At 58.4% G+C, this 15,078-nt stretch carries 16 protein-coding genes; 6 read left to right on the top strand and 10 right to left on the bottom strand.

The genetic code is table 11. The annotated features are described in order from the left end of the window. Positions 1–14 precede the first annotated feature (14 nt). From uhpA to ivbL, 4 genes are all read right to left on the bottom strand, one after another. A complete protein-coding gene (gene uhpA / locus ABLU67_RS05330; RefSeq protein WP_004107112.1) occupies positions 15–608 on the bottom strand; it encodes a transcriptional regulator UhpA in 594 nt (197 codons plus the stop codon). 182 nt (positions 609–790) lie between these two features. After that, positions 791–1,081 (bottom strand): acetolactate synthase small subunit, encoded by a 291-nt coding sequence (gene ilvN, locus ABLU67_RS05325; RefSeq protein WP_004855635.1) that lies wholly within the window; start codon positions 1,079–1,081, stop codon positions 791–793. A 3-nt stretch (positions 1,082–1,084) separates the two neighbouring features. Then, positions 1,085–2,773 carry an acetolactate synthase large subunit gene (ilvB, locus tag ABLU67_RS05320; RefSeq protein ID WP_348852190.1) on the bottom strand — a complete coding sequence of 563 codons (1,689 nt, stop codon included), beginning with the start codon at positions 2,771–2,773 and terminating at the stop codon, positions 1,085–1,087. Positions 2,774–2,875: 102 nt separating this feature from the next. Then, on the bottom strand, positions 2,876–2,971 hold the full coding sequence (ivbL, locus tag ABLU67_RS05315) for an ilvB operon leader peptide IvbL (protein ID WP_004107123.1): 96 nt from the start codon (positions 2,969–2,971) through the stop codon (positions 2,876–2,878). A gap of 581 nt (positions 2,972–3,552) precedes the next feature. Here ivbL and tisB point away from each other — a divergent pair. The 4 genes from tisB to emrD all read left to right on the top strand — a co-directional run bounded on the left by tisB (position 3,553) and on the right by emrD (position 6,426). Beyond that, complete coding sequence (gene tisB, locus ABLU67_RS05310) at positions 3,553–3,642, top strand: type I toxin-antitoxin system toxin TisB (RefSeq protein WP_004107126.1); 90 nt, start codon at positions 3,553–3,555, stop codon at positions 3,640–3,642. 71 nt (positions 3,643–3,713) lie between these two features. Further along, positions 3,714–4,160: a GNAT family N-acetyltransferase gene (locus ABLU67_RS05305; protein ID WP_004855646.1), complete on the top strand. Its 447-nt coding sequence runs from the start codon at positions 3,714–3,716 to the stop codon at positions 4,158–4,160. A 70-nt stretch (positions 4,161–4,230) separates the two neighbouring features. Next, positions 4,231–5,064, top strand: a complete 834-nt coding sequence (locus ABLU67_RS05300; RefSeq protein ID WP_348852189.1) for a DMT family transporter — start codon at positions 4,231–4,233, stop codon at positions 5,062–5,064. Positions 5,065–5,241: 177 nt separating this feature from the next. Continuing rightward, complete coding sequence (gene emrD, locus ABLU67_RS05295) at positions 5,242–6,426, top strand: multidrug efflux MFS transporter EmrD (RefSeq protein ID WP_103815133.1); 1,185 nt, start codon at positions 5,242–5,244, stop codon at positions 6,424–6,426. 246 nt (positions 6,427–6,672) lie between these two features. On the opposite strand, the gene dsdC is transcribed toward emrD, so the two are convergent. After that, positions 6,673–7,602, bottom strand: a complete 930-nt coding sequence (dsdC, locus tag ABLU67_RS05290) for a DNA-binding transcriptional regulator DsdC (RefSeq protein ID WP_009654317.1) — start codon at positions 7,600–7,602, stop codon at positions 6,673–6,675. A 223-nt stretch (positions 7,603–7,825) separates the two neighbouring features. Here dsdC and dsdX point away from each other — a divergent pair, with 223 nt between their 5' ends. Both dsdX and dsdA read left to right on the top strand, forming a co-directional pair. After that, positions 7,826–9,163: a D-serine transporter DsdX gene (gene dsdX / locus ABLU67_RS05285; RefSeq protein ID WP_004116631.1), complete on the top strand. Its 1,338-nt coding sequence runs from the start codon at positions 7,826–7,828 to the stop codon at positions 9,161–9,163. 17 nt (positions 9,164–9,180) lie between these two features. Continuing rightward, complete coding sequence (gene dsdA / locus ABLU67_RS05280) at positions 9,181–10,509, top strand: D-serine ammonia-lyase (protein ID WP_348852188.1); 1,329 nt, start codon at positions 9,181–9,183, stop codon at positions 10,507–10,509. 52 nt (positions 10,510–10,561) lie between these two features. On the opposite strand, the gene ABLU67_RS05275 is transcribed toward dsdA, so the two are convergent. The 5 genes from ABLU67_RS05275 to ABLU67_RS05255 form a co-directional block, all read right to left on the bottom strand. After that, the gene (locus ABLU67_RS05275) at positions 10,562–11,092 is read right to left on the bottom strand and encodes a radical SAM protein (protein WP_004855659.1); all 531 of its coding nucleotides are present in this window, start codon (positions 11,090–11,092) and stop codon (positions 10,562–10,564) included. Then, positions 11,089–11,451: a DUF202 domain-containing protein gene (locus ABLU67_RS05270; protein WP_014227322.1), complete on the bottom strand. Its 363-nt coding sequence runs from the start codon at positions 11,449–11,451 to the stop codon at positions 11,089–11,091. Before ABLU67_RS05270 ends, ABLU67_RS05275 begins: the two co-directional genes overlap by 4 nt. Continuing rightward, positions 11,441–11,788 (bottom strand): DUF202 domain-containing protein, encoded by a 348-nt coding sequence (locus ABLU67_RS05265; protein WP_004855665.1) that lies wholly within the window; start codon positions 11,786–11,788, stop codon positions 11,441–11,443. The genes ABLU67_RS05270 and ABLU67_RS05265 overlap by 11 nt, the downstream gene beginning before the upstream one ends. A 180-nt stretch (positions 11,789–11,968) precedes the next feature. Then, entirely contained in the window at positions 11,969–13,291 is a 1,323-nt protein-coding gene (locus ABLU67_RS05260) for a 6-phospho-alpha-glucosidase (RefSeq protein ID WP_004855669.1), read from the bottom strand. Continuing rightward, on the bottom strand, positions 13,288–14,910 hold the full coding sequence (locus tag ABLU67_RS05255; protein ID WP_048262957.1) for an alpha-glucoside-specific PTS transporter subunit IIBC: 1,623 nt from the start codon (positions 14,908–14,910) through the stop codon (positions 13,288–13,290). The genes ABLU67_RS05260 and ABLU67_RS05255 overlap by 4 nt, the downstream gene beginning before the upstream one ends. Between the last annotated feature and the right edge of the window lie 168 nt (positions 14,911–15,078).

Genomic DNA, 15,078 nt, shown 5'->3' with positions numbered 1-15,078 from the left:
GGAGAGAAAGGCGTTCATTGCCAGCTATCGAACATGCGGCGCGCCAGCTCGACGTCGTTGCTGACGCCCAGCTTTTCCAGCAGATTGGCGCGATGAACGTGCACGGTTTTTGGCGACAGGCCCAGCTCGGCGGCAATCTCTTTTACCGCCATCCCCTGCGCCAGCTTTTCCGCCACCTCGCGTTCGCGTTTGGTGAGCGGGTCTCGTCGCCCGGCCGCCAGCTTCATGGCGATATCCGGCGTCAGGTAGCAGCCGCCGGCCGCCACGGTGCGGACGGCGGCGATCAGCTCATCCGGGCTGCAGCGCTTGGAGAGAAAGCCGCGCGCGCCGGCGTTCAGCGCCTGCTCCACCAGCGCCGGGCTGTCGTGCACCGACAGCATCACGATCGCCATCCCTTTCGGTAGCTGGCTTAACAGCTCAAGCCCGGAGATATCCGGCATCGAGATATCGCAGATACAGACCTGCACGCCGCGGCCGGGCAGCCCCGCCAGCGCTTCGCGCCCGGAACCGAATTCGGCGACGACCTGAAAATCGGCTTCCAGCCCCAGCAGCTGGGCAAAGCCGGAGCGGACGATAAGATGATCGTCAATAAGGGCGATTGTGGTCATGGCGATTCCTGGGGAGGATAAAAAACGCGCTTACCTTAACGGTATAAACGTCATCCTTCAAGCTGCCTCTGTTCCCCCCAGTCACTGACTTCAGTCAGCTCCCGGGGGATTCTCAGAGTTGCCGCCCTGATGCGGCTTGAGTGATTTTGTTTATCGCGCGCCGCGGATCAAGCCGCGAGCGATTATTCGAAGAACACCGCGATTTTGCTGAACATGGAGGGATCGGACTGATTGCGCACCACCTTCTCAACGTCTTCCAGCTTTTCGATCTGGCTAATCATCTGCCCGAGGCGCTGATCGTCGTTGACCAGTAGCCAGATGCGGCTCTGGTTGCTGTCCGGGATCGGCAGACAAAGAATGCCTTCCACGTTAAATGCGCGGCGGGCAAACAGGCCGCAAACGTGGGTCATCACGCCAGGGTGGTTGCGCACGGTGAGCTGTAGAATAACGTTTTCATGAGTCGCTTGTTGCATGGCTTATTCCCCCACCATTTCAGTATTGGCCGCACCCGGCGGTACCATCGGATACACTTTTTCTTCGGCATCGATACGCACGTGGATCAGCGCCGGACCCGGGCGGTCGATAATCGCCTGCAGCGCCGCCTGCGGATCGGCTTCGTTATTTAAATCACAGGTTTGCAGACCAAAACCGGCGGCGATCTGCATAAAGTTGACCATGCCAGGATAGGTCGCGGCGAACACGCCCTGCTTATAGAACAGGCTCTGCTGCTGGTGAACCAGCCCCAGCGCTTCGTTATTCATCAGGATGATTTTTACGTCCAGCTGATTTTCCGCCGCGGTAGCCATTTCCTGAATGTTCATCATCAGGCTGCCGTCGCCGGAGAAGCAGATGACCTTGCGCTGCGGGTTAGCCAGCGCCGCGCCTACCGCGGCAGGCAGACCAAAGCCCATGGTGCCGAGGCCGCCGGAGGTCAGCCACTGGCGCGGACGGTTGAGCGGATACGCCTGTGCGACCCACATCTGGTGCTGGCCGACGTCGGTAGTCACGATTGCCTCATCGTCAACGCAGGCGGCAACGGCGTTAATCAGGCCATAGTGGGTAAGCGGGTCTTGCTCCTGCGGAATGGTGCAGGGGAACTCCCGCTGCAGATCGGCCACCAGCTGCAGCCATTCGCTGCGCGGCTGCGCCTCGACCTGCGGGATCAGCTGCGCCAGCACTTCGCCAACATCGCCCTGAATCGCCACGTGAGGCTGTTTGATTTTACCCAGCTCAGAGCGGTCGATATCAACGTGGATAATTTTCGCGTTCGGGCAGAACTGCTCGGTTTTACCAATCGCCCGGTCATCAAAACGGGCGCCTAAAACAACCAATAAATCAGCCTCTTGCAAAATAAAATTGGTGCTGCGCGCGCCGTGCATCCCCAGCATGCCCAGCGACAGCGGATGCGCTTTCGGCAGCATCCCCAGCGCCATCAGGGTCTGGGTGGTTGGCAGGTTGGCTTTTTCCGCCAGTTGCCGAATGGGCTCAGGCGCGTTGATCACCCCACCGCCCAGATAGAGCACCGGACGCTGCGCGGCGTTAATCATCGCCGCCGCTTCACGCACGCTGGCGCTATCGAACGTCGGAGGCGCCGTACGGGCGCCGGGTTCCGGCAGGGCGTCAAGCTCAATGGTCGCGGCCTGAACATCCTTAGGAATATCTATCCACACCGGCCCTGGTCGCCCGGACTGCGCGATGCGAAACGCGTCGCTTATCACCTGCGGCAGCTCAGCAATGTTGCGTACCAGATAGTTATGTTTCGTGATGGGGATAGAGATACCGTAGGTGTCGACTTCCTGGAAAGCGTCGGTGCCGATCATTGAGGCCGGAACCTGGCCGGTAATGCACACCAGCGGAATCGAATCCAGACGGGCGTCGGCGATAGCGGTGATCAGGTTAGTGGCTCCCGGGCCGCTACAGGCCATACACACCGCCGGTTTGCCCTCGGTGCGCGCCATGCCCTGGGCAATAAACCCCGCGCCCTGCTCGTGACGCGCCAGAATATGGCGGATCTGCGTGCTTTGGCTTAACGCATCGTAAATGGGAAGGATGGAGCCGCCCGGAATGCCGCTGAGCGTGGTGATCCCCTGACGCTCCAGTAAATGAACGACTAACTGTGCGCCAGTGAAGCGCATTTTTTGTGATGTTGTGCCCGAACTTGCCATGCTCCAGTCCTTTTATTCTGGGCCGACTTACCGGGGGGCATGAAACGAAAAACCCCGCTCGGTTTGCGCCGGCGGGGTTTGGAATTCGTGTTGTTCCGGACCCTACGGCGCGTTGCCGACGACGACCACCACAGACACGACGACCACCGCGGCAGGCGCGGTTAGTAGTAGGGTCGAAGTCAGCGTGGTAGCGTTCATGAGGGACCTGTTGTCTCAAAAAAGGGAATGAATTTATACAAACACAGCTTTTGTCATTTCACAATGGATTTATTTTCAACCAGGAGAAACTGCGCGGAAGATCACATTAATTTGCGGCGGGATAAAAACAAAAAACCCCGCCGCGGCGAGGTTTTCTGTTCGGTGTTTTTACGGTTGGTAGCCGCAAGCACACTGTATTACGTCAACGAAAAAAGTATACGCGATCGGGGAAGAAGGCGCAATTTTCACGATGGTTTTTGCTGATTTAGAGTATGGATCGCGTATACAAATTTGTCCAAAAAATACTGTTCATATATACAGTATTCATTCTATACTGAGGGGGTACGCAGGGGGAATCTGGGGCCGCACTTTTACCGGCGCAAAAAAGTCCTGGCTGAAACGGGTGGTGCCGTCAGCGCCTTAACCCCAGAAGAGCACACTGTGTTACGTCAACAAATACCCCGAATTATTGAGTCCGCCACCGGCAGGTGGCGCCTGAATATGACGGGTATACCCTGGCTGGCAACAGGCGGCGGAAAGGTACGCCAGCCGGTTGTGCTCCTGAACCAGAGGAGACGCGTATGGGCGGAGTGGATATCGTTGTTCTGATCCTGAAACTCATGGTTGCCGTTTTGCAACTACTTGATGCAGTCCTGAAGCAGTTCCGCTGATTCAGGTTCAAGTCGCACCTGAGAGGGGCGGGAAACCGCCCCTCTACAGGCTAACCTGACGGAGAAAAATTATGGCACCGTTGTTGATCGCCGCTATCACCCCGGACGAACCCGGTTTTTCGGCACTCCGCGCCGAAAGCCTGGCGCAAAACCTGAACATGCTGCGTCGCCTGGCGGAGAACTGGCAGAACGGGGAAAACCGTTTTAACGCGCCGGGAGAAAAGCTGCTGGGGGCTTTTGCGCACGGGCAGCTGGTCGGCGTGTGCGGGCTTAACATCGATCCTTTTAGCCAGCAGCCGCGGGCCGGTCGCATCCGCCATTTGTATATCGCCGAGCGCCATCGTCGGCAGGGGATCGGGCATCAGCTGCTGGTCTCGGTTATCACCCACTCCGGCAGCAGCTTTGATTTTCTCAACACCCATGCGCCGTCAACGGCCTGGTCATTTTATGAAAATCTGGGATTTCGCCCGATATATGATGAACCCCGGGTCACCCATCGTCTGTTCTGTTCGCTCTAGCCGCCGCTGGCTGCTGAAGAGTGCGCATGTTACAGTCCGTTGACGATTTATTCCCCAGCGCCAGGCCGCAATGACCATTACCGTATTCTGTATTTTGCTGTTCGCCGCCCTGCTTCACGCCAGCTGGAACGCTATCGTTAAAGCCAGCGGCGATAAAATGTACGCAGCGGTAGGCGTTAGCGGCTCTGCCTCGCTCATCGCCCTGGTTCTGCTCCCTTTTGCCCCCCAACCCTCGCTCGCCAGCGTGCCGTTTCTCGCCGTCTCCTGCGCGCTACAGGTGGTGTATACGGTGCTGGTGGCAAAAACCTATCAGGTCTCGGATATGAGCCAGACCTATCCGCTGATGCGCGGGACCGCCCCGCTACTGGTGGCGATAATCAGCGTCGCCTTTCTTGGCGACACTCTCTCCCCGCTGGCGTGGCTGGGCATCGGCGTCATCTGCCTGGCGATTCTGGCGATAGCCTTTAACGGGCGCGCCAGTTCGAGCCGGGGTATCGTACTGGCGCTGATCAACGCCTGCTTCATTGCGGGCTACACGCTGGTTGACGGAACCGGGGTGCGGCTTTCAGAAACCGCGCTGGGCTATACCCTGTGGACCTTTTTTATGAACGGCTTCTGTCTGCTGGGCTGGGCGATGATTGCCCGGCGCCCGCAGGCCAGCCGCTATTTACGCCAGCACTGGAAGAAAGGCATGGTCGGCGGCGTCGGTACCATGGGCTCCTATGGCCTGGCGCTGTGGGCAATGACCCAGGCGCCGCTGGCGGTGGTGGCCGCCCTGCGCGAAACCTCGATTCTTTTTGGCGCGGTTATCGCGTTTATCCTGTTGAAAGAGAAGGTAGTTCCATTGCGCATCGCCGCCGCCTGCGGCATTGCCGCCGGGGCGATTCTGCTGCGGCTGTCGTAATCCACACATGGCAACATTAGTTGCCGACTTTCGTTTACAAAACCTGCCTGAGCATCCCCGACAATCCCCCCTTACAGGGTTGTTCTGTCATTTTTATGTGGTAGATTCCTCCATCATTTAGCGGGTGTGCCAGTCACATATTCTTCATCTCCAACTTTATACAAAGTATTCATCGACATGAAACGGCATAAGAACTTCAATTTGTTGTTGATGCTGGTGCTGCTGGTGGCCGTAGGCCAGATGGCGCAGACCATTTATATTCCGGCGATTGCCGATATGGCGATAGCGCTCAACGTTCGCGAAGGCGCGGTGCAGAGCGTGATGGCCGCTTATCTGCTGACCTACGGCGTCTCGCAGCTTTTCTACGGCCCGCTCTCCGATCGCGTTGGCCGCCGCCCGGTGATACTGGTGGGAATGTCCATTTTTATGCTGGCGACGCTGGTTGCCATTACCACCCATAGCCTGCCGGTGCTGATTGCCGCCAGCGCAATGCAGGGGATGGGTACCGGCGTCGGCGGCGTGATGGCGCGAACCCTGCCGCGCGATCTGTATGAAGGGGCGCAGCTCAGGCACGCCAATAGCCTGCTGAATATGGGGATTCTGGTTAGCCCGCTGCTCGCGCCGCTGATTGGCGGCATTCTCGATACCTTATGGAACTGGCGGGCCTGCTTCGTATTTCTGCTGGTACTTTGCGCCGGCGTCACCTTCAGCATGGCGCGCTGGATGCCGGAAACCCGACCCACCGGCGCGCCGCGTACCCGGCTCATCACCAACTATAAAACGCTGTTCGGTACCGGCGCATTCAACTGCTATCTGCTGATGCTGATCGGCGGCCTGGCGGGCATTGCCGTGTTCGAAGCCTGTTCCGGCGTGCTGATGGGCGCGGTACTGGGTCTGAGCAGTATGTCGGTCAGCATTCTGTTTATTCTGCCGATCCCGGCGGCGTTCTTTGGCGCCTGGTTTGCCGGCCGGCCGAACAAACGCTTCCCGACGCTGATGTGGCAGTCGGTGATTTGCTGCCTGCTGGCGGGGGTGCTGATGTGGATCCCTGGCCTGCTGGGCGTGATGACCGTCTGGACCCTGCTGGTTCCCGCCGCGCTATTCTTTTTTGGCGCGGGGATGCTGTTTCCGCTGGCGACCAGCGGCGCGATGGAGCCCTTCCCGTTCCTCGCCGGCACCGCCGGGGCGCTGGTGGGCGGGCTGCAGAATATCGGTTCCGGCGTGCTGGCGTGGCTGTCGGCGATGATGCCGCAAACCGGTCAGGGCAGCCTCGGCCTGCTGATGATGCTGATGGGATTGCTGATTCTGCTGTGCTGGCTGCCGCTGGCGTCGCGCTTTCATCAACACCAGCAGCCGGTTTAAGGCTTCATTGCGGGTTCCCCGGGTCGCGACGCGGGGCGTCTTACCCGGGCTACAAAATGACGGACGCCGATGAACCCGTAGCCCGGCTAAGCGCAGCGCAAGCCGGGAAGCGGTGGCGAATTATCAGCCCCGGCATATTTCCCGGAGGCGGCGCCTGACGCGCCTGTCCGGGCTACCGGCCCGCAAACGGAGGTAAACCCGTAGCCCGGTCAGCGCAGCGCCACCGGGATGAAACTAAGCCGGTCATCATAATTGCGCCTGACTCTGCAGCCAGTGGATAAAGGCGTCAATTTTCGGCCACTGACGGCCCGGCAGGGTCGTCACGTAGTAGTGCTGATGGCACTTCAGGGTCATCTCGCCGAACGGTGCGATCAGCTCGCCGCTCTCCAGGCGCTTTTGCACCAGCCGCTTACGCCCCATCGCCACGCCAACGTGATTCATCGCGGCAATCACCGCTAAATCCGAACGATCGAAGCCAATACCCGACGATTGCGGCAAATCTACGCAAAATGTCTGCGCCCAGCTGAACCACTCATCGGTGCCGGAATCGTTGCTCCACGCCTGACGATCGTGCAGCAGCGTACAGTGACGAAGATTGCCGGGGTTCTGCTGTAGCTGATGCTGGCGCGCGTAATCCGCCGTGCAGACCGGTACGATGGCCTCATCCATCAGAAAATGGTGGCTCAGCTGCGAGGAAGGCGCATCATCGAAGTAGATTGCCAGATCGATGCCCGCGCGCTGCATATTGACGTTATCGTTGCCGGTCAGCACGGTAAGCGAGATCGACGGATAGCGGCGGGTAAAATCACCGAGCGCGGGAACCAGCCAGCACTGGGCGATGGACGGGCGCGAATAGACCGTTAACGTCCCCGACAGCTCCTGGTTTTTAATATCCAGAATTTCCTGGTTCAGGCTATCCAGCGAGGACTTCAGCGCCCAGAACACCCGCTTACCTTCATGCGTCAGCTCTACTTTGCGGTGCGAGCGCACAAACAGCTGGATCCCCAGCTCTTCTTCCAGCTGATTGATACGGTGGCTCACCGCGCTGGGCGTCAGCGACAGCTCCTCCGCCGCCAGCGCAAACGACTCATGCCGGGCGGCGACTTCAAAGGTATACAGCTTCGATAGCTGCCAGCCGTTAAGCAGGCGAGTGCCTAACTCTTTTAGCGTCTCCATCTCTTACTCCTTCACTATTCCCCGCCGAGTGTAAGAAATTTTTCGCGCCAGCTGCGCGTTAAAGATGAATAAAAGTGATGCATAGCACACATAACAGACAATTTTAGAGCAAAATCACCTTTTTGATTCAATCTGATTCACCTGAAGAGCCATTTATATCGTTTGTCAGCGCGTGCCGTTTTTCTGTTCAATACCCATAGATTATTCACAGGCGAGGTGGGGTATGGAATCTCAGATCTGGGTTGTGAGCACGCTGCTGATCAGCATCGTGTTGATTGTATTAACTATCGTCAAACTGAAGTTTCACCCGTTTCTGGCGCTACTGCTGGCAAGCTTTTTCGTCGGCGCCATGATGGGCATGAGCCCGCTGGATATGGTTAACGCCATTGAGAGCGGGATTGGCGGCACGCTGGGCTTCCTTGCGGCGGTGATTGGGCTGGGGACGATTCTCGGCAAAATGATGGAGGTCTCCGGCGCAGCGGAACGTATCGGCCTGACGCTCCAGCGCTGCCGCTGGCTGTCCGCCGACGTCATTATGGTGCTGGTGGGCCTGATTTGCGGGATCACCCTGTTCGTTGAAGTGGGCGTGGTGCTGCTGATTCCGCTGGCATTTTCCATTGCCAAAAAGACCAACACGTCGCTGCTGAAGCTGGCCATCCCGCTGTGTACGGCGCTGATGGCGGTGCACTGCGTGGTGCCGCCGCATCCGGCTGCGCTGTTCGTCGCCAACAAGCTGGGCGCGGATATCGGAACGGTGATCGTTTACGGTCTGCTGGTGGGCCTGCTGGCTTCGCTGGTCGGCGGCCCGCTGTTCCTGCGGCTGCTCGGCAACCGCCTGCCGTTTAAAGCGGTGCCGGCTGAGTTTGCCAACCTCGAAGTACGCAAAGAAGAGACCCTGCCGTCGCTGGGCGCCACGCTGTTTACGGTGCTGCTGCCGATCGGCCTGATGCTGGTAAAAACCATCGCCGAACTGAATATGACCAAAGGCGGCACGCTGTATATGCTGCTGGAGTTTATCGGCAACCCGATCACCGCCATGTTTATCGCCGTCTTTGTGGCCTACTACGTGCTGGGCATCCGCCAGAATATGGGCATGAGCACCCTGCTGACGCATACGGAAAACTGTTTCGGTTCTATCGCCAATATCCTGCTGATTATCGGCGCAGGCGGGGCCTTTAACGCCATTCTGAAGACCAGCGGCCTGGCCGATACGTTGGCGGTGATTCTGTCGAACCTCGATATGCACCCGATTCTGCTGGCCTGGCTGGTGGCGCTGATTCTGCATGCCGCCGTCGGTTCCGCCACCGTCGCCATGATGGGCGCAACCGCCATCGTCGCGCCGATGCTGCCGCTCTATCCCGGCGTGAGCCCGGAAATCATCGCTATCGCCATCGGCTCCGGCGCGATTGGCTGCACTATCGTGACGGATTCCCTGTTCTGGCTGGTTAAGCAGTACTGCGGCGCAAGCCTTAACGAAACGTTCAAATACTATACCACGGCGACCTTTATCGCTTCGCTGCTTGCACTGGCCGGTACATTCCTGCTTTCTTTCATCATCTGAGCGCAAAGAGACGTAATATGAAAAACGCTGACATGACCACTTTACTCGCCCAGTTTCCTCTGCTGGAGGAGCTGATAGCCCTGAAAGAAACCACCTGGTTTAACCCGTCAACGACGTCGCTGGCGGAAGGGTTACCCTATGTTGGCCTGACGACAGAAGACGTTCAGGACGCCCACGCCCGCCTCGATCGCTTTGCGCCCTATCTGGCGGAAGCCTTTCCGGAAACCGCCGCCACCGGCGGTATTATCGAATCCGAGCTGGTGGCCATCCCGGCAATGAAGGCCCGGCTGGAAAAAACCTTTCGTCAGCCCATTGCTGGCGATCTGCTGCTGAAGAAAGACAGCCACCTGCCGATTTCCGGCTCGATTAAGGCCCGCGGCGGCATTTATGAAGTCCTGACCCACGCGGAAAAACTGGCGATCGACGCGGGATTGTTAAACACAGCCGACGACTACCGCAAGCTGCTGACCCCCGAGTTCAGGACGTTCTTCAGCCAGTACAGCATCGCCGTTGGCTCCACCGGCAACCTGGGGATGTCGATTGGCATAATGAGCGCGCGCATCGGTTTCAAGGTGACGGTCCATATGTCCGCCGACGCCAGAGCGTGGAAAAAGGCCAAACTGCGCAGCCACGGCGTGACGGTGGTGGAGTATGAAGAGGATTACGGCGTGGCGGTTGAGCAGGGGCGTAAAGCCGCCGAGTCCGACCTGAACTGCTTCTTTATCGATGATGAGAACTCGCGCACCCTGTTCCTCGGCTACTCCGTGGCCGGCGAACGGCTAAAAGCGCAGTTTGCCCGCGAAGGGCGCGTGGTGGACGCCAGTCATCCGCTGTTTGTTTATCTGCCGTGCGGCGTTGGCGGCGGCCCCGGCGGCGTGGCGTTTGGCCTGAAGCTGGCGTTTGGCGATAACGTCCACTGCTTCTTCGCCGAACCGACCCACTCCCCTTGCATGCTGCTGGGGGTTTATACCGGCCTGCATGACCAGATTTCGGTTCAGGATCTGGGAATTGATAATCTGACCGCCGCGGACGGTCTGGCGGTAGGCCGCGCTTCCGGTTTCGTTGGCAGGGCAATGGAGCGCCTGCTGGATGGGTTCTACTCTCTCGATGACCAGACAATGTACGACATGCTGGGTTGGTTAGCCGAGGAAGAAGGTATTCGCCTGGAGCCGTCCGCGCTGGCCGGCATGGCCGGGCCGCAGCGGGTCTGCGCCAGCCAGGCGTATCAGCAGATGCACGGTTTCACCGCCGGGCAGATGCGCAATGCGACCCACCTTGTGTGGGCAACCGGCGGCGGCATGGTGCCGGAAGAGGAGATGGCGCAGTATCTGGCAAAAGGACGGTAAACCTCCCGTCAGGTCAACGCGATGGCGACGAAGCTTCTTTCGTCGCCATTTTTTAGCGCAGCAGATGCATAAGCTCAACCGGCGAACGGTGCTGATTGAGTAGATCGCGCAGAACGCGCATATAGGGGGCGCTCCAGCTATAAAACTGCCGGTAACCCTCGCATAGCGCATTGGAGCCATCCTCCAGACGCAGCTGCGGGCAGCCCCCACCGCATAATCTTAGCCAGGCGCAGCCCGCGCAGGCTGGCCCCGGCGGATTGTTGGCATACTGCACCGACTCGCCGCGCCAGGCGCGCAGCGTGGCCTCAAACAGCGGCACGACGATGCGGTTAGCATCTTCTTTAACCCAAATCGCAAACACCGCGCAGAGGAAATCCCCCCACAGCCGGGCGTCGGAAGGTTGCAGATGGGGAATAAACTTGATGGCCACGGCTCCCTGAGCGCTCAGCTGATGGTAGACACGCTCGGGGCGTTGGCACGCCTGACGATCGATAATGACTTCCTGTACCGGAAGATCGCTCGCCAGCGATTTGCAGTTACCGCAGTGCCGATCGTCACCGTAATCGGCCTGACATCCTGTCATGTCATATCCTTAATAAACAAAATCACCTGTCGTATATGGGTTACAGCAAACAACAATGACAGGGAAAGTACTGCGAATGCGATCAAAAATTTGTCACGAACCGCCTGCGGCTGAGCAAAATCGCTTTGCTCAACGTTCATCAGATTGCGGCTGCGGGTATAGCGCCAGAGGATGAGGGCGGCGAACGGCAATATGCACAGCGAAATCCAGAATGCGATCCCCGCCTGATGCCAGTGGTGCTTAATCGCCAGCGCCAGCAGCGCGCCATAGCCTAAAAGGGTGCGAAACCAGGCCAGCGACGTACGCTCCGGCTGCAGGCCCGGATCGCTCTCGCGACGCGCCCGGCGATTATCCGGCATAGAGCACCAGCGCCATCACCACCACGATGACGAGGGTCAGCAGAATACTGATCAGCAGCAGCGTGCGGGTGTAGGGAAGATCCTGTTTCAGCCGCATCGCCTTTTCGTTGCTCAGCCAGCGTATATAGCCGTAAATCGCCAGACCGCCGGCAAACAGGCACAGCAGCAGCGCCAGAATTTCGCGAATCAGCGGCGTAGCGAAATCCGGCGCCAGCTGGTCCAGGCCGACGCCACCGGCTAAAAAGCCAAGCGAAGTGCGGATCCACGCCAGAAAGGTACGTTCATTCGCCAGCGAGAAGCGGTAATCCGGCGCTTCACCAAGGCGGGATATTTTCATCATGACTCCTTGATGGATTCCCGGTTGCGTAAAATACCGCCGATTCTACCTGACTGCCAAAGCGGAGGGCATTAATAATCGCCCCGTTTCAGAGGAAGCTCAGGCCTGATAACCGTATAAAGTCGAGCTATCAGGCCGATAAATGAATAACCGGCACCCTGTGGCTGCCGGTCAGCAGGATTAATGCAGTTCCGGCCAGTACGCTTTATTGGCCGCAATCAGGTCATCAAGAATCGCTTTCGCAACGGATGCGCTCGGCACGGTTTTCGACAGCGCAATGGCCTGCCACAGCTTGTGATAAGAGCGCTGTTCCCAGGCATCCACCACCAGTTTTTCCACCGCAACCTGCTGGCTCATCATCCCTTTCTGGAAGTGGGGAATATCGCCTACCGTCAACGGCTCCGGTCCGTTGTGGCCAACCAGGCACGGAATTTCCACCATCGCATCGGCGTCAAAGTTATGAATCGCCCCGTTGTTCGGCACAATCAGCAGCATGCGTTCCTGAGTATTAAAGGCAATCGCCGCCGCCAGATCGACGATGTAGGACGCGTGTTCGTCAATTTCCAGATCGCCTGCGGACGAGTGGCCCGCGGCAATAATGGCCCGGCAGGCGCTAAAGACGTTTTTCTCACGGTGATCCATCACCTCGTTGGCGCGGGTGCGTTCCGGATTGGAGTGCGCCACGACGTAGTCCGGGAACAGATAATACTTAAGGTAAGTATTCGGCATCGTATCCGGATCCAGCGCCTGCACGTCCTTCGCCTTGGCGAAGGTGTCGTTCCAGCTCGCCTCGGTATGGGGATCGTTTGATGGCGGAACATAGCCGAATTTCGCCACATGTTCGCGCAGTTTCGGCATCAGATCGTTACCCTGCAGATCTTCAATCGAGGTCCACCAGCCGAAGTGGTTCAGCCCATAGTAGCGCACGCGCATCTGCTTGCGGTCCTTGAGGCCGACGATTTGCGCCATCCGCCCTTCGATACCGATCGGCATATCGCAAATGTTGAGAATTCTGGCGTTCGGACGCAGGCGACGGGTCGCTTCCGCCACAATGGCCGCCGGGTTGGAGTAGTTCAGCATCCAGGCGTTCGGCGAATATTTTTCCATATAGTCCACCAGCTCCAGGACGCCGCCGATGGAGCGCATACCGTAGGCGATACCGCCAGGGCCGCAGGTTTCCTGCCCCAGCACGCCGTGGCGCAGCGGAATTTTTTCATCTTTTTCACGCATCGGGTATTTACCCACGCGGATATGCGCCATCACGAAATCAACGTCGGTAAAGGCCGCCTGCGGATCGGTGGTATAGCTGAATTCAATCTCCGGCGCCTGCTCTTTGAGGATCACTTTGCACGCCTCGGCGATGGTCTCCTGACGCGCGCCGTCGTTGTCGTAAAATTTCAGCGACCGCAGCGGGAAGCGATCCTGGTTCGCTAACAGCATCAGCACGATGCCCGGGGTGAAGGTACTGCCGCCGCCTGCGATAACAACTGAGAATTTTTTCATGATACTGCCTCCGTCATGGTGGTTTGTTCGGTCTGTAGAGAATCTTTGATGAGGGTTTCCAGCTGGTCGCGGACCTGAGGAACGTGCAGGCCGACGATGACCTGAATTCCGTTGCCGCGGCGGACTACGCCGTGGGCGCCCAGCGCTTTAAAGACGTCGTCGCTTTGCGTCTTCGCCATATCGACCAGCGCGATGCGCAGTCGGGTGGCGCAGTTATTAATGCTTTCGATATTGCCCGCTCCGCCCAGCGCCTGCAGGAAGCCGGCGGCCTGGCCCAGTTTGGTATCCGCGGCCCCCGCGGCGCTGGTTTTGCCGCGCGCGGCCTGGTAATCCGCTTTGCTATAGAGCTTAATTTCACTCTCTTCGCGGCCCGGCGTTTTCAGGTTCAGGCGCAGAATCAACGTGCGGAAGATGACGAAGTAGAGTGCGGTGAAGCACACGCCAACGCCTATCTGGATAAACATCATTGAGGCATGGTTGTGGAACATGGGGATCCAGTTTTGCGGCAGGAACTGGTCGAGCAGGCCGCCGCCAAAGTTGCCTACCACGCCGCAGATATACATCACCGTCGCCATAGTGGCCGCCAGCACCGCATGGACGGCAAACAGCAGCGGCGAGATAAACAGGAAGGTGAACTCTAACGGCTCGGTTATTCCCACCAGTACGGCGGTCAGGGTGGCGGGAATCAGCAGACCGGCGACTTTCACGCGATTTTCCGGCGCGGCGGTGTAGTAGAGCGCCAGCGCGATACCCACGGAACCAAAGACCTTCGAGTTACCGTGCAGCGCGAATCCGCCTTCCGGGAAGAGAGTTTTCAGCGCCTCGGTACTCTGGCTGAACTCATGTAAATGCTGCGCCCAGTAAACCTGAATACCGCTTTCCACTACCGCCGGGCCGAAAATAAACGGTCCGTAGACAAAGTGATGTAAACCGGTCGGGATCAGAATGCGCTCGAGGAAAATATAGACCCAGACCCCCAGCGCCCCGGCCGAGCGTAAGAAGGCCTGCAGCGATTCAATGCCCATCTGCACTTTTGGCCAGCCCAGCAAGGTCAGCCAGGCGCAGGGGATCATCGCCAGGAAGGCGACAATCACCACAAACGAGGAGCCCTGGAAAATCCCCAGAAACACCGGCAGCGGTTTATCGAAGTAGCGGTTATGCAGGGCGGTCACCAGCCCGGAGATAACGATCGCGCCGATAATGCTGGTATCGAGCGTTTTAATCCCGGCCATCATCGTCAGGCCGCTGCCTGCCGTTGGTTCAACGGAAAAATCGACGCCGAAGAAGTGGCCCCAGGTCATCCCCATGGCGTTGATGAAGTAGTTCCAGGTGAGGAAGCTGACCAGTACCGCCAGGCAGGCCCGGCCCTGGGCCTGTCTCGCCAGGCCGATCGGCAGACCGACGGCGAAAATCAGCGGCATATTACGAAAGACGGTCCAGCCGCCCTCTTCAACAATGTGAACGATCTGAGCAAATAAACTATCGGGTGCTGTGAGCGCTTCCCCGACGAACATCGGGTTGCGCAGCATAATGGCGATACCCACCACGATCCCGGCGAAAGGAAAGAGTAAAACCGGGGTAAACATGGCGCCGCCAAAGCGTTGTATTTGACTGAGCATTTGAAAATCCTCATATAACAACTCATAGGGTGAGTGGCCTTATCCATACCCGGCATGCTTCACGTACCGCGGTGAATGATTCAGGGTAATTATTTGTACTGGCCTGAAACGAGAATAGAAATTTGCCCGGTCAACAACATGCGGCGCCGTTACGATTCGTGATCGCTT

It is taken from the genome of Klebsiella sp. GN_Kp190 (assembly GCF_040061795.1).
Taxonomy (GTDB): domain Bacteria; phylum Pseudomonadota; class Gammaproteobacteria; order Enterobacterales; family Enterobacteriaceae; genus Klebsiella; species Klebsiella michiganensis.
This window is presented reverse-complemented; position numbering and strand designations above follow the sequence as displayed.